The organism is Massilia oculi (genome assembly GCF_003143515.1).
Lineage (GTDB): Bacteria > Pseudomonadota > Gammaproteobacteria > Burkholderiales > Burkholderiaceae_D > Telluria > Telluria oculi.
The window spans coordinates 5,521,636-5,546,625 of the sequence record NZ_CP029343.1 but is presented as its reverse complement, the minus strand read 5'-3'; the positions used below and the strand labels follow the sequence as shown (position 1 = coordinate 5,546,625).

The following is a 24,990-nucleotide window of genomic DNA, read 5'->3' as shown; positions in this document are numbered from 1 at the left end:
CGACGCCATCACCCACGATCCCGCTGAAAGCACCGATGATAACAAGGGCCTCAGCGCCGTTCGATACTGGCGACGTGACCCATCCTGCCGTTGCGGTCGAAGGCGGCGGCGCGGATCGTGCCGCGCGCCGCGATCGGCCCGTCCACGACCGGACTGCCTGCATTGGGCGTGCTGCCGTCGACCGTGTAGCGCAAGGTCATCCCGGGCAGGACGTGGTTCACCTTCACCTGCCCGCCCTCCTCGACCATCCCCGGCGGAGCGATGCGGTAGGCGACCCTCGAGCCATCCAGGTCGAGACGCGGCAGCACGCGCTGGCCGAGGGCGTTGACGAAGCCGGTCCAGGCGGCGCGGTGCAGCAGGTCCGCCTTGGCCGGATCGTTTTCGCGGGCCCAGGCCGGATCCGCCGCCCAGCCGCGCTCGGCCACCGCCACCAGGCGCGGCATCACCAGGTAGTCGATGCGGCCCGGCTCGAGCACGGTCTCGACGAACAGATTGGCCTGCAGGCCGCGCACGCGGCGCTTGCCGTAGTCGGTCAGGCGGTCCTTGCCGATGCGCGCGCTCTCTGGCGCATGCTTGTTGATGTCGAGCGGGATGAAGTCGTGGACCGTGTCCAGTTCCACGTAGGCGCCCCAGTTGACGCCATGCTCCTCCGGATTGGCGTTGTGCGCCATGTCCATGTACATGCGCGTCACCGGCGTCAGGACGATGTCGTAGCCGGCGTTGGCCAGGCGGTAGGCCAGGTCTTCATTGCCCGTCGTGTTATTCCACACATAGGCCGAGAAGCCGCGTTCCGTGAAGCGCGGATTCGGGATCAGCTTGGGACGGCCATCGAGCATCGTCTGGCGCGCGGCCAGCTCTTCCCAGCCCGACATGAACACGCCATGCTTGCGCAGGATGCCGTCGACCCGGTCATAGAAATAATCCCACAGGTCGACCACGGTTTCCAGGTTGTGCTTCTTCATCATCGCCGCGCTGACGGGCGATTTTTCCCAGGCGCCGTGCGCCAGCTCGTCGCCGCCCATATGGATGGTCGACAGCGGCGCGCCCGCCTCCCGGTGCAGCTTGACCACCTCGTCCACCACGTGTTCGATGAAGGTATAGCTCGACTCATGGCCCGGGTTGATCACATTGTCTCCGAACAGCTGCGGCGAGTTGTACACCGAGCGGTCTTCGAGGTCGTTGAGGAGGTACTTCGCGTAATCCGGGTCGCCGGCCGCCTTCAGGCGGTGGTAGCGCGATTCCATCGCCTGCACGGCGGCGCGCGCGTGGCCCGGCATCTCGATCTCCGGAATCACCTCGATGTGGCGCGCCTGCGCATAGCGCAGGATTTCCTTGTAGTCGTCGCGGGTGAAGTAACCGCTGCCGCTGGCGTTTTTCGGGTCGGGCCCGGAGCCGTAGGCCGGCTGCAGGCGCACGCCGGGCTTGGCGGCATGGCCGCGCACGGCCCCGATGTCGGTCAGCTCGGGCAGGCCGGCGATCTCCAGGCGCCAGCCTTCGTCGTCGGTCAGATGGAAGTGGAACTTGTTCAGCTTGAAGCGCGCCATCAGGTCGAGCCACTTGAACACGGTTTCCTTGCCATGGAAGTTGCGCGATACGTCCAGCATGAAGCCGCGGTAGTCGAAGCGCGGGGCATCGACGATGGTCAGCTCGGGCAATGCCGGCGACTTCGTCCCCGGCAGCGGCATCAGGTCGCGCAGCGACTGCAGGCCGTGGGCCACGCCGGCAGCGCTGTTGCCGACGATGGCGATGCCGCCATCGGCTGCGATCGTCAGGCTGTAGGCTTCGGGCGAGGCCTGGCCGGGCACGCTGCCCACGGACAGGCGCAGCGCGGGGCCGCCATTGGCCGGCAGGTCGGCCGGGAACAAGGAGCGCGCCAGCGCCGCCTCGTTGGCGAGGTTCGATGCCGCTTCCACTATTGGCTTGCCCTTGAGCGCCAGCGCGCCCTTTCCGGCGTCCAGCTGCAATGGAGTCGGCAAGACCTTGGGCACGGCCGATGCGGGCAGCAGCGAGGCGCGCGCGTTGCGCTCGTAGGTGTCCTGCGGCGTGACCAGCGAGTGCGGGCTGTCCTTGACGCCGGCCTGCGGCGGCTGCGCCAGCGGCACGACGCTGTAGGCGAGCGCGACGCCGGTATCCGGTGCGGTGTCGACCACCAGGTAAGGACCTGACGGCGCCTTGGAGGATGTGTAGACGGAATCCGCGTGCTGGTAATCGAAGGCGACAGCCTGGCCCGGCGCCAGGCCCTTGAAGTCGGGGGTGGGATACAGGCGGAACAAGCCGCCGGCGATCTGCTCGAGCGACAGGCCGTTCGACTGCACGCCCCTGGGCATGCGGTCGATCGCATTGAAGTAGAGCGACCAGCCCCGGGCCGGCAAGGCCTGGGTGTCCCGGTTGGTCAAGGTGAAGCGCGCAGGCGACGCCCCCTTCGGCAGCTGTGCGCCCGCCACCGGGCGCCGCAGCTCCCATTGCAGGTGCAGTTTCGCGCCATTGGCCATGGCCCCGGCGGATGTCGCCTTGGCCGGCGCTTCCTGCGCCGTCGCCGGCAGCGCGAAGGCCATCATGGCCGCCATCAGGGTCGACACCACGGCGCCCCCAACCATCGTTGTCTTACCCAAGAGTGTCTCCTTATTGCGCCGATGCGCGCTCGTCCATGTCATTTTTTCCCTGCCCGGCCTTGCTCGACCCTGTTCTGCAGCCTGACGGCGCCATCACCCGGCGCCAGGCTGCCGTTCAATACCTGCGAGGTCACGGCCCACCGTTCGGCTTCCATGCTCGGCTGGCCGCGATTGAGCACCTGCGCATTGACCCGGATCGTCGAGGCGCAGCGCTTGCGCCATTCGGCCATCTGCGTGGCCACCAGGTCGCGCACCGCGATCAGGTGGTGCGACAGGGTGAAGAAGCCGGTCAGCCGGTTGGTGTACAGGTCGGCGAATTCCTGCGCCCCGACCCAGGCCATGAATTTGTAGGCGTCTTGATCGTTCCTGGAATTGCGGTTCACGCGCAGCTCCACAGGCGCCCGGCCAGCGCCGCGTCGACGCCAGTGGGCCCGGTCGGCGCGAACCTAACCGTCACGTCGGGATGGTGGCGCGCGAAGGCCGGCAGCAGGAGGTTCTCCCATAAGCCCTGGTCGTCCACGCGCCAGCTTTCGATCACCAGCGTGCCGGCGCCGGCAGGCAGGAGCAGCGCTGCCAACAGCGCGCCTGCCATGCCCTTCAGGATCCCTCTCACCCGTGCTGTCCCGCCGCGCCGCGCCCGGCCTTTGGCGCCGCGAACAGCCGCTCGATCTCTTCCAGCGACTTGCCGCGGGTCTCGGGCAGGAAGAAGGTGGCGGTGATGAAGTAGATGGCGGTGCAGGCGGCCCAGAACAGGAACATCATGTGATAGCCGAAGTTGCCGACGATCGGCAGGAAGGCGCCGGCGATCAGCGTACCGGTGCCCTGGTTGATCAGCAGCGCCACGCCCATGCCCACCGACCGGATCCGGGTCGGCATCAGCTCGGACAGGGCCAGCCACACGCACACGCCGGGGCCGATCGAGAACGAGGCGATGAAGAAGGCGATGAACAGGGCCGCCAGCTGGCCGCTGCGCTCGTCCGGCGTGGGGCCGACGGTGGCGCGCACGATCTCCAGAGGCACACCGGCGGGAAGGCCCTTCGGCGGCTGCACCGACACCCGCTGGGCCATGTACACGCGGCGCGCGGCGTCAAGCGTGGCGCGCGCCTCGGCCGGCAAGGCCGCGATCATCTGCTGGGCGGCGTCCAGTGTCGACGCAGCGCCGCGGCCGGCCCAGGCCGCGCGTGCCGCTTCCAGCAGCGCGCGCTGATCGGGCGGCAGGGTCGCCGCCAGCGCCGCCTCGCGTGCCAGCACCGCCTGGGCTTCGACGGTCGGCGTATAGGCTTCGGCCACCTGCTGCGCATCGCCGTACTGGTACAGGATCGTCAGCTGCGCCGGGCCTGCGGCATTGCCCAGCTTGGCGTCGACCAGGTTGAGGTCAAGCGCATTGTTACGCACCAGCGCCGCGACCTCGGCGTGCACGTCGACCCGCTCCGACTCGAAGCGGTGGAACAGCAGCGCCAGCAGGCACAAGGACACCATGATGCCCGCGGTGCCGATCTTGAGCAGGAAGACGCGTCCCTTGCGCTCGACCAGCACGATGGCGCCCACCGTCATCACCATGTTCAGGATCTTGATCGCCGTGCCGTGGCTGGCGGCGCTCACCGGATCGAGGCCGGCATGCTGCAGGATGGTGGACATGAACTGCAGCAGCGAATTGATGCCGGTCGCCTGGTTGCACCCCAGGATCACGCAGGCCAGCACGAACGGCAGCACATAGCGCCGCTCGGTCAGCATCTCGGCCAGGGCGGCGCCGCGCGACAGTGTCGGACGCGCGCGTTCTTCGGCGAGCGAAGCCTGGATCTCGTCGACTTCCGCCGCGCAGGCGCTGCCCGGGCGCAGGCGCCCCAGCACTGCGCTCGCCTGTTCGGTACGTCCCTTGCGCATCAGCCAGCGCGGCGACTCGGACACGAACAGGCAGCCGAGCAGGAACAGCGCGCCTGGATACACCACCGCCATGAACATGCTGCGCCAGGCGTGGTTGGCGGCCGCGGTCGCGGCGACGGCGTCGCTGCCGGCGGCCTGGATCGCCCGTTCGGCATTGCCCAGGTAGTGGTTGCCGATGAAGGCGGCCAGCACGATGCCGGCCGTGAGGGCAAACTGGAATAATGCCAGTCCGCGGCCGCGCCGGTCGGCCGGCAGGCACTCGGCCAGGTACAGCGGCACCACGACCGCGATCACGCCGCCGGATAGCCCCTGCAGCAGACGCCCGAGGAGCAGCGGCACGAAGGATTGCGACAGGTAGATCACGGTGACGCTGCCGACGAACAGCAGCGCGCTCACGACCAGCATGGGCTTGCGACCGAGCCAGTCAGCAAGCATCCCGGCCACCACCGAGCCGAGGATCGAGCCGGCCATCACGGCCGCCACCACCAGCGACAACTGGCCCTCGGTCAGGCTGGTGGCCCTGTGCAGATAGGGCAAGGCCGGGTCGATGATCCCGATGTCGACCCCGTACAGCAGCCCCCCTAGGGCACAGATCGCGGTCAGGAAGAACAGGTGCATGCGTTGTTTGTTGTCGATGGTCATTCTTTGCTTCGCCTTGATCAAATGCTGCGTGTCCCAGGATCGCGGCCGCGCGGTCTCCGGCGCACGGCTGCTTGATAACTATACATCCTCTTCACATGAGGACTTCCCATTACCAGGACGTACCGACCCGCGTTCCAGACATGCCCGGGGTTTTCGGCAGGGAGCTGCTGTAGCGGCTAGCGGTGATCATCGTTTTCTGGATGGTGTCCGGGGCTGGCGTAGGCGCTTCCGCCGCCGCCTCCTGCGCCGTGGCGGAAGTGGAAGTGGAAGTGGAAGTGGAAGTGGAAGCGTAACCCGCAAGCAGCGCCAGCGCGCCTGCCAAGGCCGAACAGAGCACTGTGCCGTGATTGCGGCAAGGTGCTCAGGATGCGTCCCGGGTCGAAGGGAATGCCGTCGCCGGTGTACATGTGAAAGGCGATCAGCGCGCCGCGCACGACTCGGTAGCGCACGACAAGGGCCGCGATCAGGCAGCACAGGCCGATGCGCCGCCTGATCGCCCATGATGCGTGCCTCGCCGAAGGGGATGTAGGCGCCGTCGGGCGCGGAGAACGGGAACCAGTACAGCAGGAAGCCGCACAGGAAGATACGGTCCCCGCGCCGGAACACCGTGCGCAGGAAACGCGCATCGTCCATGGCCGCGCTGCTTCTTCATGCTCAGGCGCAGCGCGCGGCATACCACGAACTGGAAGGAAGGGAACCCGAGGTCGGTCTGCGTGCAGCCGCGCCAGGGCGCATGCTGCGCGCGCCAGCTGCCGGGCGTGTTCACGACGAACATCACCTTACATGGTGGCCTTTTCGGCCAGTTACGAAAAACCGCGCGAAAAACGGCGCCGCCATTACCCGTCGATATGACGAATGCTGACGGCGCCGCTGTCACTTGCAGGATCAGTGCTTGGTATCGCCCTTGTCCGCCGTATGCAGCTCATGCTCCTTGACCAGCTTGCGGATCCTGGCCACATCGGCTGCGCCGACCGGCGAAGCCTGGTTGCCCCAGCTGCTGCGGACAAAAGTAGCCAGCTGCGCCGTCTCTTCGTCCGACAACCGCCATGCGAAGCCCGGCATGCCCAGGTCGGACGGCGCGGTGTGGGTCGATGGCAGGCGTGCGCCGGCCAGGATCACGCGGATCAGCGAGGTCGGGTCGGCCGAGAGCACCGTTGGATTGCCCGGCAGCGCAGGGAACACGTCGCCGGCCGCCTTGCCGTCCACGCGGTGGCAGGCCGCGCAGTTGTCCAGGTAGAGCTGGACGCCGCGTTCGCTGTCGTTGCCCTGCATGATCTTCTGCACGGTGGCGTCGCTGGCGGCGAAGCTGGCCTTCTTGTTGCCGCTCTCCGGCAGGCTCTTGATGTAGAGCGCCATCGCCATCAGATCGTCGTCCGTCATGTTCTGGGTGCTGTGCTTGACGACGTCCTGCATCGGCTCGCCCAGCACGCCCGAGTGCTTGTTACGGGCGGTCTTGAGCGTGTCGACGATGTCTTGCGCAGTCCAGTTGCCCATGCCGTCGACCTTGTCGCCGCGCAGGTTGACCGCCAGCCAGCCATCGATCAGCGGACCGCCGGCCAGGTATTCCGGACCGGATTCGTCCAGCGCCAGCTCATTGAGCGTCGCCGCACGCGGGGTGTGGCAGCTGCCGCAGTGGCCCAGGCTCTGCACCAGGTAGGCGCCGCGGGCGATCTTCTGGTCGGAATACTTCGACAGGTCCATCGGGCCCTGCGCCGGCACGAAGGTCTTGCGCCAGATGCCCAGCGGCCAGCGCATCGACAGCGGCCAGCTGATCTCGTTGTCGCGGTTGGCCTGCCTGACCGGCTCGACGCCGTGCATGAAGTAGGCGTACAGCGCGCGCATGTCGTCGTCGCTCATGCGGGCATACGACGGGAACGGCATCGCCGGATACAGCGTGCCGCCGCTTGGCACGATGCCGTGGCGGACCGCCCGATCGAAATCGTCCAGCGAGTAGTTGCCGATGCCGGTTTCCTTGTCCGGCGTGACGTTGGTCGCATACATATTACCGATCGGCGACTGGATCACGCGGCCGCCGGCGAATTCCTTGCCGCCCGGCGCCGTGTGGCAGGCGATACAGTCGGACGCGGTGGCGACGTAGCGGCCCTTCTCGATCAGGCCGGCATCCGGCTTGACGCCGGGGGCCAGGTTTGCCAGTTGTGGCCCGGGTTCGATCTTGCGGGTCTCGGTCGGCGCCACGGCATAGCCGTAGGCGCCGGCGAACGCCACCGCACCAAGGATGGCGAGACCGAGGACGATTTTCTTGACAGGTTTTTGTTTGGTCATGTGTTCGTCCTCTTATGCCTGCACCAGCGGGCCCGGGTTCTTGATGTACTGTTCCCGGATCGCTTTCGCGCACCAGTAGGCCAGCGCGCCGACCATGCCGGTCGGGTTGTAGCCGTTGTTCTGCGGGAAGGCGTTGGCGCCCGGCGCGAACACGTTCGGCACGTCCCACGACTGCAGGTATTTGTTCAGCGCCGAGGTCCTGGGGTTGTCGCCCATGATCGCGCCGCCGACCGTGTGGGTACTCTGGTACTGATTGATGTTGTAGTGGGTGCCCGGCTTCTTGGCGTCACCTTTCATCGCCAGCGGGTTCAGGACCTTGCACATCTCCTGCGCCTTGTCGACCAGGTAGGCCGACGCCGCGATCTCGTTGTCATGCCAGTCGAAGGTCATGCGCAAGAGCGGTCGGCCGAAGGCATCCTTGTAGTTCGGGTCCAGGTCCAGGTAGGCGTCGTCATAGGCCATGCAGGAACCCTGCACTTCGTAGTAGAACGAGTGACGCATCGCGTCCTTGGCGCCCTTCTTCCAGTCGCTGCCCCAGTTCGGCACGCCCGGCGCGGTCGCGATGCCGCGCACCGGACCGCCGCCCGGCTGGCGCGCCCAGATCACGCCGCCGCCGACGAAGCCCGACTTGGTCGGATCGTTGCGGTCGCCGTTCAGGTCGTCGAAGGTGGTGCCGCCGCCGCCGACGCCCATGAACTGGTTGGCATGCACGTTATTGTCGAAGAACAGCGAGACGCGGTTCAGGTTCTGGTACGAGTAGTTCTTGCCGACGGTGCCGGTCTTGGTGACGGGATCGTAGGCCGGGCCGATCTTCGAGATCAGCATCAGGTGCACGTTATACAGCGAGAACGCGCCCAGGATGACGATGTCCGCCGGCTGTTCGCATTCCTGGCCGCCGGCGTCGAGGTAGTTCACGCCGGTAGCCATCTTGCCGTCCGCCGTCAGGTTCACCTTCAGCACCTGGGCCAGCGTGCGCATCTCGAAATTCTTGCGGCCGCGCAGCACCGGGAAGATGCTGATGTTCGGGCTGGCCTTCGAGTAGTTCAGGCAGCCGTAGTCCGAGCAGAAGCCGCAGAAGTTGCACGGGCCCATCTGGCAGCCGTACGGGTTGGTGTAGGTCGCCGAGGCGTTCGAGGCCGGGATCGGGAACGGGTGGTAGCCCATTTCGCGGGCCGCCTTGTAGAACAGCTCGCCGCCCAGGTAGTCCGGGTTCGGTCCCAGCGGGTACTCGCGCGAACGCGAGCCTTCGAACGGATTGCCGCCTTCGACCTGCTTGCCGTTGATGACGCCGGCCTTGCCCGAGGTGCCGCACACGTACTCGAAGTGCGAGAAGTGCGGCTCCAGGTCTTCATAGGTGATCGGGAAGTCCTGGATCGACATGCCAGCCGGCATGATCTTCTTGCCGTAGCGCTGCTCCATCGTGCTGCGCAGGTTGAAGTCTTCCGGCAGCGCGCGGAAGTGCACGCCCGACCAGTGCGAACCCGCGCCGCCCACGCCGGTGCCCGGCTTGAACGAGCCCATGCGGCGCTTCGGCACCGCCACGGTGTTCAGGTTGTGGCGGATGGTCACGGTCTCTTGCGCCAGCGATTGCAGGTATTTGCGGTGCACCGAGCCCTCGAGCTCGTCGATCACGCGTGGATAGGCGAAGTCGGTCTGCGTGTCGCGGTCGGGGCCGCGTTCCAGGATGACCACGTTCAGGCCAGCGTCCGTCAATTCCTTGGCCATGATGGCGCCGACCCAGCCGGCGCCGACGATGACCACGTCTTTTTTCTCTTTTACGATTGCCATATTCTCTTATCCCCTCCGCCCAGCCAGGTCCACCGGTCCCAGCGGATACGGTTTGTCGCGAATCTTCACCCACTCCAGGTAGTCGCCCCGCATGCCGGGGTAACCGATCATCTTCCAGGCGCCCATGTCCTTGTTGCCGCCGTGGCTAGGATCGGAGAAGTAGCCGGCGCGCGTTTCGGCCAGGAAGTCGGCGAAGAAGGTCTTCGACGAGATGTCGGCGAGCTTGATCTTGCCGCCTTCGAGGTCCTTGAGGACGGCTTCCTGCATGCGCACGTCGAGGTCGGCGAACGCCTTGCCCGAATAAGTCTTGGCGCAATGCGCATCGACGTTGGCGATGCCGACGCGGATGATGTCCTTCAGCGCCAGCTTGCCCTGGTAGCCGAACTCGGAGGTCGCTTCCAGGAACGGGCCCTGCATGTACCAGATGCTGCCGGACGCGTACGGCGACTGCATGTGGCGATCGATGAACTCGGGCACGCCGAGCTCGACGGCGCCGGGGCCGTGCTCGTCATGCGGAATCAGGCGATCGACCGCGGCGATCACGAATTTCCATTCCTTCGCATTGAAGAACTTGGGCGTGTAGGGATTCGGCTTGCCTTCCGCGGGTGCGCTGGAAGTGGCATTGGCGTTGGGCAGACCCTGATGGATGGCTGCCGCCGCGCCCGCGCCCATGGGCACGAACACCAGGCTCTTGATGAGGCGCCGCCGCGATGGGGATTGCTGATCGTCGGACATGAAGTCTCTCTCTCAATGTGAAGAATGTATTTTGTATGCAAAATGCAAGATACATAGTACCAATAACAGCCGGGCATGCCAATCCCTGCTACCCGGGATGGGTAATTTCTACAGAGAAATTTTTTGAACATCCGACGGTCTTGGCGGCATCACCGGCCCAAGCCGCCACTCACGGCAACTATTCCATACTTACCAATAGTTACAGCGTGGGAGGCCCTGCCTACTGCTAGAATTGCAGTTTCGAAAATTCAGAACCTTTGGAAGCTTTTGGCTTATCTGACCGGCGAGGGGGAATACCTTGATTTGGCTGGGCCGATCGCATCCACTCCCCGTCGTCAGGCGCTGGAAAATGCATCCCCTCCCTGCGCGCAGGTGAGAAAAAAATGCGATAGCGTTCCAGAGTCCCAACGCAACGGGCGCGCGGCGCGAGCGTCTTGTTTGACACTTGGTCAAATCGAATGGCAGCAAATGCCAGGCCTCGCTGCGCGTTCAGCTTTGTTGCAGAAACGAAACATACCGCAGTCGCCGTTCATGCCGGACAGATCATTATTTTCGAGAAGTCAGGGCCGCTTTCAGCGATGCAAATACGACCGAATGATAAAATCCCTCCAAAACTATCAAAGTGGAGACACTGAATGCATGACTCGAAAGTAGATCCAGCTTCGGATCGCGGCGTAGCAGCGCCCGCTCTTCCAAAGCTGGCCCGGCAGCACCTGCACGACACGGTGGTTTCCCACCTGCGCCGGATGATCGTCGAGTCCGTGTTCCCTCCCGGAATGAAACTCAACGAGCGCGAACTGTGCGAAACCATGGGCATTTCGCGCACGCCATTGCGCGAAGCGTTGAAAGCGCTCGCTGCCGAGGGCCTGATCGAGATCTCCCCGAATCGCGGCGCCTCGGTTTACAAGATGTCGCAGCAAGAAGTCTGGGAAACCTTCGAATTCGTCAGCGGCCTCGAAGCCCTCGCGGGCGAACACGCGTGCGCGCGGATCACGCCGGAGGAAGTCGCCGAGATCCGGGCGCTGCACGATGCGATGCTGACCTGCCGCGAGCAGGGCGACCTGCCCGGCTACTACAGCCGCAACCAGGCGATCCACAACAAGATCTTCGAGGCCGCGCGCAACTCGGTCCTCCACCATACTTACCTGAACATGAACCGGCGGCTGCAGTCCTTGCGGCTCAAGTCCAATATCGTGCCCGAAAAGTGGGACCAGGCCATCGAAGAACACCGCCAGATGATGGAGGCGCTCGAGGCCCGCGACGGCAAGCGCCTGGCGGCGATCCTGTCGCAGCACTTGCTGGACAAGCGTAGTTCGGTGATGGAGATGGTGACCGACGCCGCGCCCCCGCGCAAGGTGTCCTGACCCGCTCTGCGTGACGACCGGCGGCGCACCGCTGCAGGCCGCCTCCGCGTGAGCGATCCCCCCGCGTGACGCGATCCGTCGCATCCACATGGACACTGTGGGCTTTCCCACCACGGGGAACCCGCCATATTCCGCCAGATCATCCAGGATGCGCGACATCGGGGCGGTGCGGCGCGCTTAGACAAGGAGCAGATCCGCTGGCCCGTCACGGCGCGGCCATCGCCGCAGCTGCGGCCGCAGCCGCAGCCGGCCGGCAGGCCAGCCGCTGGGCTCACGGTATTGACTGAAACGCAGCAACAACGCATGACCGCGGATGCGCCGGTGTTGGCAGCGCGCGCGGCGCCATGTATGCTGCCGGGCATGCCATTCCGGCAACCACTACCAGAGAAAGAAGCCCATGAAACACTTGCTGTCCTCCTGCGTCCTCGGCCTGGGCCTGACCCTGGCGCTGGCCGGCTGCGACCGCGCCCCGGCGCCGCAGTCGGCCGCGTCCGCGGTCGCCTTCCAGAAAATCGACACCATCCCTGGAACCGGCAAGGAAGCCGTGGCCGGCGCCACTGCCGTCGTCAACTACACCGGCTGGCTGTACGAGCCGGGCAAGGAAACGCTGCGCGGCACGCAGTTCGACTCCTCGGCCGGCCGCGCGCCGTTCAGCTTCCAGCTGGGCGCCGGCCAGGTCATCCGCGGCTGGGACGAAGGCGTGCAAGGCATGAAGGTCGGCGGCAAGCGCACCCTGATCCTGCCGCCCGAGATGGGCTATGGCGCCGGCGGCGCCGGTCCGATCCCACCGAATGCGAGCCTGATCTTCGACGTCGAACTGCTGGACGTGCGCTAGACGAGACGATGCCGGACTATGCCGGCGGCGCTGGCGCAATGGCGCGCGATGTGCCGCGCCCCTGCCTGAAGTCGCGCAGTATCTCGCGCGCGGCATTGTGCCCCGGCGCGCCGGTCACGCCGCCACCGGGATGAGCGCCCGCGCCACAGGTGTAAAGGCCCGCCACCGGTCCTCGGTAGTCGGCGTGGCCCAGCATCGGGCGCGCCGAGAACAGCTGGTCGAGGCCCAGCGCGCCGTGGAAGATGTCGCCGCCGACCAGGCCGAACGTGCGTTCCAGGTCGAGTGGGCTCATGATCTGGCGACCCAGCACCGCACGCCTGAAATTCGGCGCATGACGGTCGACGGTGTCGATCATGAGGTCGGCCACCCGCTCGCGGTGCTCGTCCCAGCTCGCGCCATCGGGGAGTTTCGGCGCGACGTGCTGGCAGAAGAGGCTCGCCACATGCTGCCCCGCCGGGGCCAGGGTCGGGTCGAGCGTCGAGGGGATCAGGAGTTCGACGATCGGCGCTCGCGACCAGCCCGACGCGCGCGCGTCGTGGTAGGCGCGCTCCATGTAATGCAGGCTGGGTGCGATGATGATGCCGCTGCCATGGTGTTCGGCCATCGCCTTGCCCGGCAGGCAGCTGAAGTCCGGCAGTTCTGACAGCGCGACGTTCATGCGGAAGGTGCCGGATCCGCAGCGCCATGCCTCCATGCGGCGAAGGAAGTCTGCCGGCAGCGCCACGGGGTCGACCAGCCGGGTGTACAACAGGCGCGGATTGAGGTTCGATACGACGGCGCGCGCATCGAACCGCGCGCCGTCGCCCGTGACGACGCCGGTGGCGCGACCCTTGTGCAGCACGACCTCGGCCACCGCGCATCCGGTGCGGATCTCGACGCCCAGGGCCTGCACCGCCTTCGCCATCGCCTGGGTGATGGCCCCCATGCCGCCGATCGCGTGGCCCCACGCGCCCTTCTTCCCATTGACCTCGCCGAACGCGTGGTGCAGCAGCACGTAGGCCGATCCCGGCGTATAGGGACTGGCGTAGTTGCCCACCACGCTGTCGAAACCATGGGCCGCCTTGATCGGATCGCTCTCGAACCAGCCGTCCAGATAGTCGCCCGCCGATTTGGTCAACAGGTCCAGCAGTTCCCGCTGGCTGGCCAGCGACAGCTTGCGCATCCGGTTGACGAGGCGGCCGGCCTTGAGCAGCTCGGGCAGCGCGGCCAGCCAGCCGCCCTGGACGCGGTTCGGCGGCGTCTGCAGCACCAGCGCGCGCAGCAGGTCGGCCGCGTCGTCCAACTGGCGGTGGTAGTCGCCCAGGCGCGCGGCGTCGCGCGGCGAGAACTTCGCCACTTCAAGCGCGGTTCTTCCCGCGCCGACCTTCAGGTAGCGACCATCGTCAAGCGGGAGGAAGTTGGAGAGCGGGCGTTCGACGATGCGCAAGCCATGCCGGGCCAGCGCCATGTCGTGGATCACCTTGGGATTGAGCAGCGAGACGGTGTAGGCGGCCACCGAGTTGCGAAAGCCCGGATGGAATTGCTCGGTGACCGCGGCGCCGCCGACGACGTCGCGCCGTTCGAGCAGCGTCACCTTCAGGCCGGCGCGGGCCAGGTACCAGGCGCAGACCAGGCCGTTATGGCCGGCGCCGATGATGATTGCGTCGCGCATCTGGCGCCTCCCCGGAGCGTGCAAGCGAACACGGCGATTCTACCGAGGCAAGGGGCCGGTGGCAAAAAAAAGCCCCTGCGGACAGGGGCTGGATCATGCTTGCCTTACTTCGCGGCCGCCTTGGCGCGCGCCGCGTGCAGCTTGCGGTAGCTGTCGATCAGGCGGTGGTGACGGTCCAGGCCTTCCAGCTGCATGCTGGTCGGCGTCAGGCCGTAGAAGCGCACGCTGCCGTCGACCGAGCCCAGCACTGCGTCCATCCGCGCGTCGCCGAACATGCGGCGGAAGTTGACGACATAGTCGTCCAGTTCCATCTCGTCGTCCAGCACCACCTCGAGCACCACGTTCATGGCCTGGTAGAACAGGCCGCGCTCGACGGTGTTGTCGTTGTACTGCAGGAAGGCGCCGACCAGTTCGTGCGCATCCTCGTAGCGCTTGAGCGCGAGGTTGATCAGCAGGCGCAGCTCGAGCACCGTCAGCTGGCCCCAGTCGGTGTTCTCGTCGAACTCGATGCCGATCAGGCTGGCGATGTCGGAATACTCGTCCAGCTCATTGTTTTCCAGGCGTTCCAGCAGCGCTTCCAGGCTGTCCTCGTCCAGGCGGTGCAGATTGAGGATGTCCGAACGGAACAGCAGCGATTTATTCGTGTTATCCCAGATCAGGTCTTCGACCGGATACACCTCGGAATAATCGGGCACCAGGATGCGGCAGGCCACCGCGCCCAGCTGGTCGTACACGGCGGTGTAGACTTCCTTGCCCATGTCTTCGAGGATGGACAGCAGGGTCGCGGCTTCTTCGGCATTGGCATTGGCGCCCTGCGCCGTGAAGTCCCATTCGACGAAATCGACGTCCGATTTGGCGCTGAAGAAGCGCCACGATACGACGCCGCTCGAATCGATGAAGTGCTCGACGAAGTTGTACGGCTCGGTCACCGCTTCGCTGGCGAAGGTCGGCCGCGGCAGGTCGTTGAGGCCTTCGAAGCTGCGGCCCTGCAGCAGTTCGGTCAGGCTGCGCTCCAGCGCCACCTCGAAGCTCGGGTGGGCGCCGAAGGACGCGAACACGCCGCCGGTGCGTGGGTTCATCAGGGTCACGCACATCACCGGGTATTGGCCGCCCAGCGAGGCATCCTTGACCAGCACCGGGAAGCCCTGCTCTTCCAGGCCCTTGATCCCGGCCACGATACCCGGGTATTTCGCCAGCACTTCTTGCGGCACGTCGGGCAAGGCCATCTCGCCTTCCAGGATCTCGCGCTTGACGGCGCGCTCGAAGATCTCGGACAGGCACTGCACCTGCGCTTCGGCCAGCGTGTTACCGGCGCTCATGCCGTTACTGGCATACAGGTTTTCGACCAGGTTGGACGGGAAGTACACGACCTCGCCGTCCGACTGACGCACGAAGGGCAGCGCCACGATGCCGCGTTCCACATTGCCCGAATTGGTGTCGATCAGGTGCGAGCCGCGCAATTCGCCATCGGGATCGTAGAACGACAGGCTGTACTCGTCGAGGATGCCGTCCGGCAGCGCATCGTCCGGGCCGGGCTTGAACCAGCGCTCGTTCGGATAATGCACGAAGTCGGCGTTGGCGATGTCCTCGCCCCAGAACACCCCGGCGTAGAAGTGATTGTTGTTCAGGCGTTCGATGTATTCGCCCAGCGCCGAGGCCAAAGCGCTTTCCTTGGTCGAGCCTTTGCCGTTGGTGAAGCACATCGGCGAATGCGCATCGCGGATATGCAGCGACCAGACATTGGGGACGATATTGCGCCACGACGCGATCTCGATCTTGATGCCCCAGCTGGCCAGCATCCCCGACATATTGGCGATGGTCTGCTCCAGCGGCAGGTCCTTGCCCGGGATATAGGTGCGCGATGCCGAATCGGGCTGCAGGGTCAGCAAGGCCTGGGCATCGGCGTCCAGGTTGGCCACTTCCTCGATCACGAATTCGGGGCCGGCCTGGACGACCTTCTTGACCGTGCAGCGCTCGATCGAGCGCAGGATGCCCTGGCGGTCTTTTTCGGAAATGTCCGCCGGCAGCTCGACCTGAATCTTGAAAATTTGCTGGTAGCGGTTTTCCGGGTCGACGATATTGTTTTGCGACAGGCGGATATTCTCGGTCGGGATATTCCGGGTATTGCAGTACAACTTCACGAAATACGCCGCGCACAGGGCGGACGAGGCCAGGAAGTAATCGAACGGGCCTGGCGCCGAGCCATCGCCTTTATAGCGGATGGGCTGGTCGGCGATGACGGTGAAATCGTCGAACTTGGCTTCCAGGCGAAGCTTGTCGAGGAAGTTGACTTTAATTTCCATGAAAAATCCAGATACGGTGGGAAAAAATACAAAGCCCTGTCGGGACAGGGCTCATGGGGTCACTGTACAGTACGGAATTTCTCGTGGAGAGTCGCGCTTCGCTCGATCCGCTACTGCCAAGATAGCGCGCGTATTTTAACACGCGGGTGCGCCATCGCCTCCCTGCCGGATGGCTCGTTGCCGTGCTTGCTCAGCCGTCGCTGGGTTACCATAAGGATAATAATAACGAAGGAACACCATGCACACGACACGGAGACGCATCTTGAAACAAGTCGGGGCCGCCATGCTGGCCGCATCCACATCGGGCGCCGCGCTGTCAGCCACGCCCGCATCGACGCAAGGCTGGCCACCAGCGCCCACCACGATCCCGCTCTGGCCCGAAGGGGTGCCCGGCGCCCGCGCCGGACTGGAAGCCGAACGCTATGTCGACGGCAGGATCAGCCGGGTTTCCGAGCCCACGCTGACGATCTACCCTCCAGCGGTCGACCGCGCCAACGGCAGCGCCGTCATCATCTGTCCCGGGGGCGGCTACGAGCGCCTGGCCATCGAGCGCGAGGGCGAACAGTTTTCGCGCTGGCTGTCGAGCCTCGGCGTCACCGCCTTCGTGCTCAAGTACCGGATGCGCGAGTTCGGCCATCCTGCGCCGCTGCAGGACGTGCTGCGCGCGGTGCGCCTGGTGCGCTCGCAGGCGGCGCAATACAAGCTGAGTCCACAACGCATCGGCGTGATGGGAAGTTCGGCCGGCGGCCACCTCGCCGCCAGCGCCGGCACCCTGTTCGACCATCCGCTGGGACGCACCGGCGCCCAGCTCGACGCCGTCAGCGCCAGGCCCGACTTCCTGGTGCTGATGTACCCGGTGATCGCGCTCGACGGGCCGGCGGCCCACATGGGTTCACGCAACGCCCTGCTCGGCACGTCGCCCAGCGCGGCGGACGTGGAGCTGATGTCGGTGGCGCGCCAGGTCACGGCGCGTACGCCGCCGACCTTGCTGATCCATACCCAGGCCGACGCCGCCGTGCCGGTCGAGAACAGCATCCTGTTCTACCAGGCGCTCACGCGCGCCAAGGTGCCGGCGGAGATGCACCTGTTCGAGCATGGCGAGCATGGAATGGGCATGCGGCCCAATCTGGGAACCGCTTCGGCCTGGCCGCGGCGCGCCGAGGAGTGGTTGCAGGCGCGTGGGTTGCTGGACCGGGAGAAATAGGCAGGCGTGACGCCGGGGCGCGACAACGTGGGAATTCGCGAGTTTTCGCCATTCCGGCGTCCAGTAGAATGATGCGCGAGCATAACTAGGAGCGCACATGGCAACGCTGATTCCTTCGATCGGCGCTTGCGCCTCGCGAATGACGCCCGGTGAACGGCGCCTGGCGACCCGTCTCGAAGACAAGCTGGAAGAAGACTACCTGTGCTGGTATGACGTCTCGATCGGCGACCGCACCCAGCACCCGGATTTCGTCGTGTTTCATCCGAACCGGGGCCTGCTGGTCCTCGAAGTCAAGGACTGGCGTCCCGACACGATCCGCAGCATCGACAAGCAAACGGTGGCGATCGTGGCCGGCGATGGCGTCAAGCACGTGCAGAATCCACTGGAGCAGGCACGCCAGTACATGTACGCCGTCGTCAACAAGCTCGAACGCGACCCGCAACTGGTATGGCCGAGCGGCTCGCTGAAGGGCAAGCCCGCATTCCCTTATGGTCATGGCGTGGTATTGACCAATATCACCCGCAAGCAGTTCGACAAGGCCGAGCTGGACGGTGTCCTGCCCCCGCACCTCGTCATCTGCCAGGACGAGATGACCGAATCCGTGGACGCGGAGGGCTTCCAGCAGCGGCTGTGGCAGATGTTCCCCATTAAGTTCACGAGGAAGCTGACGTTGCCGCAGATCGACCGCATCCGCTGGCACATCTTTCCGGAGGTGCGTATCCCGCCCCAGCCGGACGCATTCGACGAACCGGGGCAACTGACGGTCGAGCTGCCGGACGTCATGCGCGTGATGGACCTGCAGCAGGAGCAGCTGGCGCGCAGCCTGGGCGAAGGGCACCGCGTCATCCACGGCGTCGCCGGCTCGGGCAAGACGCTGATCCTGGGTTACCGGGCCGAACACCTGGCGAAATCCACCAGCCGACCGATCCTGGTGCTGTGCTACAACAAGACCCTGGCGACCAAGCTGGCCAGCGTCATGGCGGCGAAAGGCTTGCAGGACAAGGTGCACGTGGCCACCTTCCATGCGTGGTGCGTGCGCCAGCTCGACGCCTATCACGCGGGCAAGCCGGTCAATGACGGCGATGCCAACGCCTTCTTCGAAGCCTGCGTGGAGCGCGTGATCCGCTCGGTCGACCAGAAACTGATCCCGCCGGCGCAGTACGACGCCGTGCTGGTCGACGAAGGACACGACTTCAAGCCCGAATGGTTCAAGCTTGTGGTTCAGATGGTCCATCCGGACTCGAACTCGCTGCTCGTGCTGTACGACGATGCCCAGTCGATCTACGGCGACCGCAAGAAACCCCGGTTTTCGTTCTCCAGCGTCGGCATCCAGGCGCAAGGCCGCACCACCATCCTGAAGCTGAACTACCGCAATACGGCCGAGATTCTTGCGGTGGCGCGCGCCTTCGCCGACAACCTGCTGGCGCCAAGCGATGCCGAGGAGGACCAGGCGCCGACCGTGCTGCCGATGAGCGCCGGGCGCCGCGGCCCGAAGCCCTTGCTCGTCAACTTGCCGACGCTGAAGGACGAAGCGGCGTTCCTGGCCGAGCGCCTGGCCGAAGCCAATCGCCTGGGAACGCCATGGAACGACATGGCGGTCGTCTACCGCCGCTACGGCATCGGCAAGCTGCTCGTCGACGCCCTGGCGCACAAGGGCATCCCCTTCCAGTGGCAGCAGGATCGCAAGGGGTCGTTCGCCCCCGAGCACGAAAGCGTGAAACTGATCACCATGCACAGCAGCAAAGGGCTGGAATTCCCGCTCGTCTGCATCCCCGGCATCGGCGCACCCGCCAGGGACGGCGAGGACGACCGCGACGAAGCGCGGCTGCTGTATGTGGCGATGACCCGCGCCACGCAGGAACTGGTCATGACGCATAGCGACACGTCGCTGCTATCGGAAAAGCTAACCGGCGCCATGGGCGTCCTGCGTGCTCTTTGAACGATCGGCCATCGCCCTTCGCGCGATGCGGTCGCTGGACGCGCACCGATGTCCGGCCTGGCCTTTTTCCTGCAAGCCTTGCTTGAATTGTGTCGGCAATGTCGGAGTCGATAGCGCACCGTAATTTTGGGCGTTCTGGTTATTCAGTTGGTTAGTTACGTTTTATGTTATCGTGACGCCATCCCCTTCCAGTCCGCCCGCGTCATGCACACTTCCACCTCATGGGACGCCGACCCAGTCAAATCCTTCAAGGCATTCGTATTCACCACGGCGTTCGCCGAAACCGGCCGGCGCCAGCGCGCCGACGGCACGCTGCGGGTGCTGTCCGCCGAGTCGGCCAAGATCTATCTGTTCATGTTCAACAACCTGGCCGGCTGGCTGCAGGAACAGGGACTCACCTTCTCCAGGGTGACGAAGGCCGACCTGCTGCGCTTCATCGGCCGCACGGTCAAGGGCAAGCGCGTCCTGAACAGCAAGATCGCCTACCGTTACCTGCGCCTGCTGGAGCGCTGCTACGAACATCTCGGGGTCGTGCCCAATCCGGCGCAAGACGCGATCCTCGGCATCGACCGCGCCCACATCGCGAAGGATGAAGCCGGGCGCACCCTGTCGGAAGACCAGCTGCAGCGCTTCTTCGCCGCCCTGCCGGCCGAGGCGCCACGACAGCGTCGCAGCACCCCGTTCGATGGCTGGAAGCGCCGCCGTGACCGGGCCATGCAGGTGGTCATCGCGCTGGCGGGGCTGAAGGTGTCGGAAGCGGTAGGCCTCCTGACCACGGAAGTCGGCCGCCAGGCCTCGATCGACGGCGCGATCGTGCTGACGATCACGCCGGAAGAAAAGCTCGACACCAGCCATGAACACGAGGTCGCCCTCCCCCGCGAAGGCGCGGACGAGTTGCGTGCCTGGCTCGATGAGCGCGAAGCGATGGCGATCCCGGGCGGGTTCGTGTTCCCGGCCAACCTAACCGGGGCCAGGATGACCAGAAAGACCGTTTATATGCAGATGCGCGCCACGTTCGAGCGGGCCGGCATGGACTTGTCGCGCTCCGGCGGACGCACCTTGCGCAACACCTTCGCCAAGCGCCAGCTGGACGCGGGCGCGAGCCCGGACGAACTGAAGGACGTACTGGGCCTGGCGCTCGAGCGCTCCGCCGCTGACTACAAGCTCACGCGCGTCAGACAGGATCCGGAAGGCAGGGCGGATCCCGAAGGCAGAGCGGATCCGGAAGAGTGAGCGGCGCCCGAAGGACTGTCAGGCCGCCAGCAAGTGCGGCCCGATCTCGCTGACCGAGCGCACGCCGGTCAGGACCATATTGGTGCGCAAGTCCTTCTCCATGATCTGCAGCAGGCGCTCGACCCCGGCCTGGCCCTGCGTGGCCAGCGCATAGACGAAGGCGCGCCCCAGCAGGACGCCGTCCGCCCCCAGCGCCAGCATGCGGAACACGTCGGTCCCGGTGCGCACGCCGCCATCGGCGAAGATCGTCATCTGCCCCTCGACCGCGGCCACGATGGACGGCAGCACCGAGGCGCTCGACGGCGCGCCCTCGAGCTGGCGCCCGCCATGGTTCGACACCACGATGCCGTCGGCGCCGAAGGCCAGCGCAGCGCGCGCATCTTCCGGATCGAGGATGCCCTTGATTACCAGCTTGCCCTGCCACTCGTCGCGGATCCATTGCAGGTCGGGCCAGGCGATGCCGGGGTCGAAATTGGCGCCGAGCCAGCCGATGTAGTCGGCCAGGCCGGTGGCGCTGCCGCGATAGGCCGTGATGTTCCCCAGGTCGTGCGGGCGCCCGAACAGGCCGACGTCCCAGGCCCAGCGCGGATGCAGCGCGGCTTGCAGCAGGCGCCGCAGCGGCGCGTTCGGTCCGCTCATGCCGCTGTGGGCGTCGCGGTAGCGCGCGCCGGGCACCGGCATGTCGACCGTGAACACCAGGGTGCGCGAACCGAGTTCCCATGCACGGCGCATCACGTCGCGCATGAAGCCGCGGTCCTTCAGCACGTACAGCTGGAACCAGATCGGATGCGCCGCCTGGGCCGCCACCTCGGCCAGCGGGCAGACCGAGACGGTCGACTGGATGAACGGGATGTTGCGGTGGCAGGCAGCGCGCACCGCCTGCACCTCGCCGCGCCGCGCGTACATGCCGGTCAGGCCCACCGGCGCCAGAGCGATCGGCAGCGAATAGCCTTCGCCGAACCACTGCACTGCCAGATCGAGCTGCTCGGAGCCGCGCAGCACGCGCTGGCGCAGCTTGATTGCCTGCAGGTCATCGACGTTGCTGCGCAGGGTCTGCTCGGCGCCGGCGCCGCCGTCGAGGTAGTGGAACAGGAAGGGAGGCAGCCGGCGACGCGCGGCCTGGCGGAAGTCGGTGGCGGACGAAATGATCATGTACGGGGTCGGGATGAGCGAATGAGGAGCAGATGAGCGGATCGAATCCGCAGTCTACGCCGTCGCCCGCCTCCTCGTCCATCGAAGGGCCAGGATAATCAGTGTCCTGATCGCCCGCGCGGTATTGACATGCAGCGCAAACGCTCACGCGCCTGATTAAATGGACCATGGGGCCGCCCGCCCGTTGACACTTCCCGAACGAAAAATGAATACTCGGCCGGGCAAGCCCTGACCAGACCAGTACGCGGACCGAGACAACGATGGCATCCCTTCCCCAATACCAGACACTGAAACGCGGCGCGGCCATCGCGCTGCTGGCACTGGCCTGCGCCGCCTGCGCCACCCCGGGCCGCCAGCTCGATCCGCTCGATCGCGGCGTCGTCGCGATCCATACCGGCGACGGCAATTTCGTCAGCTGGCGCGCGCTCGGGCCGGAAGACCCGGCCACCGCATTCAACCTGTACCGCGACGGCGTGCGCATCAACACGACGCCACTGGGCGCGACGAACTTCGTCGATACCGGCGCCGCGGCCAGCGCGGCCTACAGCATACGCGCCGTCAGCGGGGGACGGAGAGCGCCGTCGATGCGCGCGCCGGCGCCACCTGGCCGCGGCCGTTCAAGGCCATCCCCTTGCGCAAACCGGCAGGTGGCGTCACCCCGGACGGCGAAGCCTATACCTATGGCGTCAACGATGGTTCCGCCGCCGACCTCGATGGCGACGGCGTCTACGAATTGCTGGTCAAGTGGCAGCCGACCAACGCCCGCGACAATGCCCATCGCGGCTATACGGGTTCGACCCTGATCGACGCCTACCGCCTGGACGGCACATTCATGTGGCGCATCGACCTGGGCAGAAACATCCGCGCCGGCGCCCACTACACGACCTATCTCGCCTTCGACTTCGACGGCGACGGTCGCGCCGAACTGATGACCAAGACCGCCGACGGCACGGTCGACGGCGCCGGCAAGGCGATCGGCGACCCTGCGGCGGACCATCGCAACAAGGACGGCACCATCCTGGCCGGCCCGGAGTTCCTGACCGTGTTCGACGGCCGCACCGGCGCCGCGCTGGCCAGCACCGACTACACGCCGCCGCGCGGCGACGTCGCGGCCTGGGGAGATGCGCACGGCAACCGGGTCGACCGCTTCCTGGGCGGCGTGGCCTATCTCGACGGCCAGCGGCCGAGCGCGGTCTTCGCGCGCGGCTACTACACCCGCGCCGTGCTGGCGGCCTGGGACTGGCGCGATAACCGGCTCACCCGGCGCTGGGTATTCGACAGCGACACGCCTGCCAATGCCGCTGCCGCCGGCCAGGGCGCGCACTGGATGGCCGTGGCCGACGCCGATGGCGACGGCCGCGACGACATCGTCTACGGCGCCGCCACCATCAAGAGCGATGGCACGCTGATGTACAGCACCGGCCTGTGTCACGGCGACGCCCTGCACGTCGGCAAGCACGACCCCAGCCGGCCCGGCCTGCAGGTATTCATGGTGCACGAGTCGCCATCCTGCTACCGCGGCAACGGCGCCGAGATGCACGATGCCGCCACCGGCAAGGTCTTGTGGGGCATCGCCAGCACCATCGACGTCGGGCGCGGCCTCTGCATGGACATAGATGCCGCCCACCCGGGCAACGAGTGCTGGGCGGCGATCGGCGGCATCGACAATCCGGCCGGCGGCCTTGTGAATGCCGCTGGCGTCCAGATATCTTCCGTCCGCCCGCGCGCCTACAACTTCGGCCTGTGGTGGGATGGCGACCTGCTGCGCGAATCGCTCGACGGCACCCGGATCGAAAAATGGAACCCCCAGGCGCAACGCCTCGAACCGATGCTCGACGGTTCGACATCCGGGGCCGCCTCGATCAATGGCACCAAGGCCAACCCCGTGCTGTCGGCCGACCTGTTCGGCGACTGGCGCGAAGAAGTGGTCTGGCGCAGCGCGAACGACGAGGCGCTGCTGGTGTTCTCCACCACGGCGCCGACCCGCCACCGCATCCCGACCCTGATGCACGACACCCAGTACCGGGTGCAGGTCGCGGCGCAGAATGCCGCCTACAACCAGCCGCCCCACCCCAGCTTCTTCCTCGGCGAAGGCATGACGCTGCCGCTGCAGACTTCCGATCAATCCAGATAGAGCTTCCGATATGAATCTTCGCCTCTCCCTTCCGCTTGCCACCGTCGCTGCGCTGTTCTCCTTCGACGCCGGCGCCTTTGATCGCCTGAGCGTGACCGCCAGCCATGCGCTGGACATCGCCCGTCCGTCCGAGACGATCGCGGTCCCCTGGGCCAGCGTCAACGACGCCCTGCCCCAGGCGCGCTCGCAGCAGCTCGTGATCAGGGACAGCGCCGGCCGCACCCTCGCCTACCAGGTGACCAATATCGACGCCACCGCCAAGGACCCGAAGATGGTCGGCGCCGCCTATGGCGAGCTGCTGTTCCAGTACGATTTCAAGGCCGGCGAGAAAACGGCCACCTTCACCATCGAGAAGGCCGGCGCCACCGCGCCGCCGTTCCCGCCCAAGACCTACGCGCGCTTCGTGCAGGAGCGCCTCGACGACTTCGCCTGGGAAAACGACAAGCTGGCGCATCGCGCCTATGGCCCCGCGCTCAAGGCCCCGGCGGCGCCGGGCAGCGACAAGGAGGTGCTGGTCACCAGCGGCCTCGATATCTGGTTCAAGCGGGTGCCGTATCCGGTGGTCGACCGCTGGTACAACATCGGCCACGACCACTACCATGAAGACCAGGGCGAAGGCATCGACATGTACAACGTCGGCCCGACCCGCGGCGCCGGCGGCACCGGCATCTGGGACGGCAAGACCCTGCACGTCGGCGCCAACTACCGCGAGTGGCGGATCCTGGCCAATGGCCCGATCCGCACCGTGTTCGAACTGCACTACGACGCATGGGATGCCAACGGCGCCAAGGTGGCGGAAGTCAAGCGCTTCACGGTCGACGCCGGCCGCTACTTTGACCGCATCGACAGCACTTTTACTTTCAGCGGCCCGGCCACGCTGGACGCCGCCGTCGGCCTGCACAAGAACCCGAGCGACAAGGGCCAGGAGGTGAAAGTCGACTTCGCCCAGAACAAGGCCGACGGCAGCCTGGTGCAATGGGTGACGCAGCGCAGCTTCGGCGACTTCGGCGTGGCCGTGATCGTGCCGTCGGCTTCCGGCTTTGCCGCCGATGCGCGCAACGCCCTGGTGACGGCGCCGGTCGCGTCTGGCAAGCTGCTGCGCTACTACGTCGGCGCCGCCTGGACCCGCGGCAGCCCGTTCGCGACCCAGGCGCTGTGGCAGAAGCACGTCGCGGACGAGGCGCTGCGCCTGCGTTCGCCGGTAAGCGTGAGCCTGGCGGCGGGACGCTGA

The 24,990-nt window shown here is 66.1% G+C and carries 18 protein-coding genes and 1 pseudogene; 8 read left to right on the top strand and 11 right to left on the bottom strand.

The genetic code is table 11. From position 1 onward, the window contains the following. Positions 1-50: 50 nt before the first annotated feature. From DIR46_RS24810 to DIR46_RS24780, 8 genes are all read right to left on the bottom strand, one after another. Positions 51-2,612, bottom strand: coding sequence for a family 20 glycosylhydrolase (locus DIR46_RS24810; protein ID WP_229446403.1), 2,562 nt, complete (start codon positions 2,610-2,612; stop codon positions 51-53). 38 nt (positions 2,613-2,650) lie between these two features. Continuing rightward, positions 2,651-2,995 carry a hypothetical protein gene (locus tag DIR46_RS24805; protein ID WP_162819633.1) on the bottom strand — a complete coding sequence of 115 codons (345 nt, stop codon included), beginning with the start codon at positions 2,993-2,995 and terminating at the stop codon, positions 2,651-2,653. Then, on the bottom strand, positions 2,992-3,225 hold the full coding sequence (locus tag DIR46_RS24800) for a hypothetical protein (protein ID WP_162819632.1): 234 nt from the start codon (positions 3,223-3,225) through the stop codon (positions 2,992-2,994). Before DIR46_RS24800 ends, DIR46_RS24805 begins: the two co-directional genes overlap by 4 nt. Then, positions 3,222-5,138 carry an MFS transporter gene (locus DIR46_RS27475; RefSeq protein ID WP_109347613.1) on the bottom strand — a complete coding sequence of 639 codons (1,917 nt, stop codon included), beginning with the start codon at positions 5,136-5,138 and terminating at the stop codon, positions 3,222-3,224. Before DIR46_RS27475 ends, DIR46_RS24800 begins: the two co-directional genes overlap by 4 nt. Positions 5,139-5,314: 176 nt before the next feature. After that, positions 5,315-5,587 (bottom strand): hypothetical protein, encoded by a 273-nt coding sequence (locus DIR46_RS26845; protein WP_162819631.1) that lies wholly within the window; start codon positions 5,585-5,587, stop codon positions 5,315-5,317. 436 nt (positions 5,588-6,023) lie between these two features. Continuing rightward, the gene (locus DIR46_RS24790) at positions 6,024-7,421 is read right to left on the bottom strand and encodes a cytochrome c (RefSeq protein ID WP_109347612.1); all 1,398 of its coding nucleotides are present in this window, start codon (positions 7,419-7,421) and stop codon (positions 6,024-6,026) included. A 12-nt stretch (positions 7,422-7,433) separates the two neighbouring features. Next, entirely contained in the window at positions 7,434-9,209 is a 1,776-nt protein-coding gene (locus tag DIR46_RS24785) for a GMC family oxidoreductase (protein WP_109347611.1), read from the bottom strand. Between the two features lie 6 nt (positions 9,210-9,215). Further along, positions 9,216-9,944, bottom strand: a complete 729-nt coding sequence (locus DIR46_RS24780) for a gluconate 2-dehydrogenase subunit 3 family protein (protein WP_109347610.1) — start codon at positions 9,942-9,944, stop codon at positions 9,216-9,218. A gap of 635 nt (positions 9,945-10,579) precedes the next feature. On the opposite strand from DIR46_RS24780, the gene DIR46_RS24775 reads away from it, so the two are divergent. Then, the gene (locus tag DIR46_RS24775) at positions 10,580-11,308 is read left to right on the top strand and encodes a GntR family transcriptional regulator (RefSeq protein ID WP_109347609.1); all 729 of its coding nucleotides are present in this window, start codon (positions 10,580-10,582) and stop codon (positions 11,306-11,308) included. A 397-nt stretch (positions 11,309-11,705) separates the two neighbouring features. Then, the gene (locus DIR46_RS24770; protein WP_109347608.1) at positions 11,706-12,143 is read left to right on the top strand and encodes an FKBP-type peptidyl-prolyl cis-trans isomerase; all 438 of its coding nucleotides are present in this window, start codon (positions 11,706-11,708) and stop codon (positions 12,141-12,143) included. 16 nt (positions 12,144-12,159) lie between these two features. On the opposite strand, the gene DIR46_RS24765 is transcribed toward DIR46_RS24770, so the two are convergent. Further along, entirely contained in the window at positions 12,160-13,794 is a 1,635-nt protein-coding gene (locus DIR46_RS24765) for a phytoene desaturase family protein (protein WP_109347607.1), read from the bottom strand. 104 nt (positions 13,795-13,898) lie between these two features. Next, entirely contained in the window at positions 13,899-16,097 is a 2,199-nt protein-coding gene (locus DIR46_RS24760) for an OsmC domain/YcaO domain-containing protein (protein ID WP_109347606.1), read from the bottom strand. Positions 16,098-16,359: 262 nt separating this feature from the next. Between DIR46_RS24760 and DIR46_RS24755 the strand changes: the two genes are divergently transcribed. From DIR46_RS24755 to DIR46_RS24745, 3 genes are all read left to right on the top strand, one after another. After that, positions 16,360-17,301 carry an alpha/beta hydrolase gene (locus DIR46_RS24755; RefSeq protein WP_229446402.1) on the top strand — a complete coding sequence of 314 codons (942 nt, stop codon included), beginning with the start codon at positions 16,360-16,362 and terminating at the stop codon, positions 17,299-17,301. Between the two features lie 97 nt (positions 17,302-17,398). Then, on the top strand, positions 17,399-19,240 hold the full coding sequence (locus tag DIR46_RS24750) for a DEAD/DEAH box helicase (RefSeq protein ID WP_109347604.1): 1,842 nt from the start codon (positions 17,399-17,401) through the stop codon (positions 19,238-19,240). A gap of 204 nt (positions 19,241-19,444) precedes the next feature. Beyond that, positions 19,445-20,473 carry a site-specific integrase gene (locus DIR46_RS24745; RefSeq protein ID WP_109347603.1) on the top strand — a complete coding sequence of 343 codons (1,029 nt, stop codon included), beginning with the start codon at positions 19,445-19,447 and terminating at the stop codon, positions 20,471-20,473. Between the two features lie 18 nt (positions 20,474-20,491). Here DIR46_RS24745 and lldD read toward each other — a convergent pair whose 3' ends face one another. After that, positions 20,492-21,625, bottom strand: coding sequence for an FMN-dependent L-lactate dehydrogenase LldD (gene lldD, locus DIR46_RS24740; protein WP_109347602.1), 1,134 nt, complete (start codon positions 21,623-21,625; stop codon positions 20,492-20,494). Between the two features lie 260 nt (positions 21,626-21,885). On the opposite strand from lldD, the pseudogene DIR46_RS28005 reads away from it, so the two are divergent. From DIR46_RS28005 to DIR46_RS24730, 3 genes and pseudogenes are all read left to right on the top strand, one after another. Continuing rightward, positions 21,886-22,146 (top strand): annotated as a pseudogene (locus DIR46_RS28005) (rhamnogalacturonan endolyase family protein); the annotation flags it as partial. Positions 22,147-22,256: 110 nt separating this feature from the next. Further along, positions 22,257-23,759 (top strand): rhamnogalacturonan lyase, encoded by a 1,503-nt coding sequence (locus tag DIR46_RS28000; protein WP_370659950.1) that lies wholly within the window; start codon positions 22,257-22,259, stop codon positions 23,757-23,759. A 10-nt stretch (positions 23,760-23,769) separates the two neighbouring features. Beyond that, positions 23,770-24,990, top strand: coding sequence for a DUF4861 family protein (locus tag DIR46_RS24730; protein ID WP_109347601.1), 1,221 nt, complete (start codon positions 23,770-23,772; stop codon positions 24,988-24,990).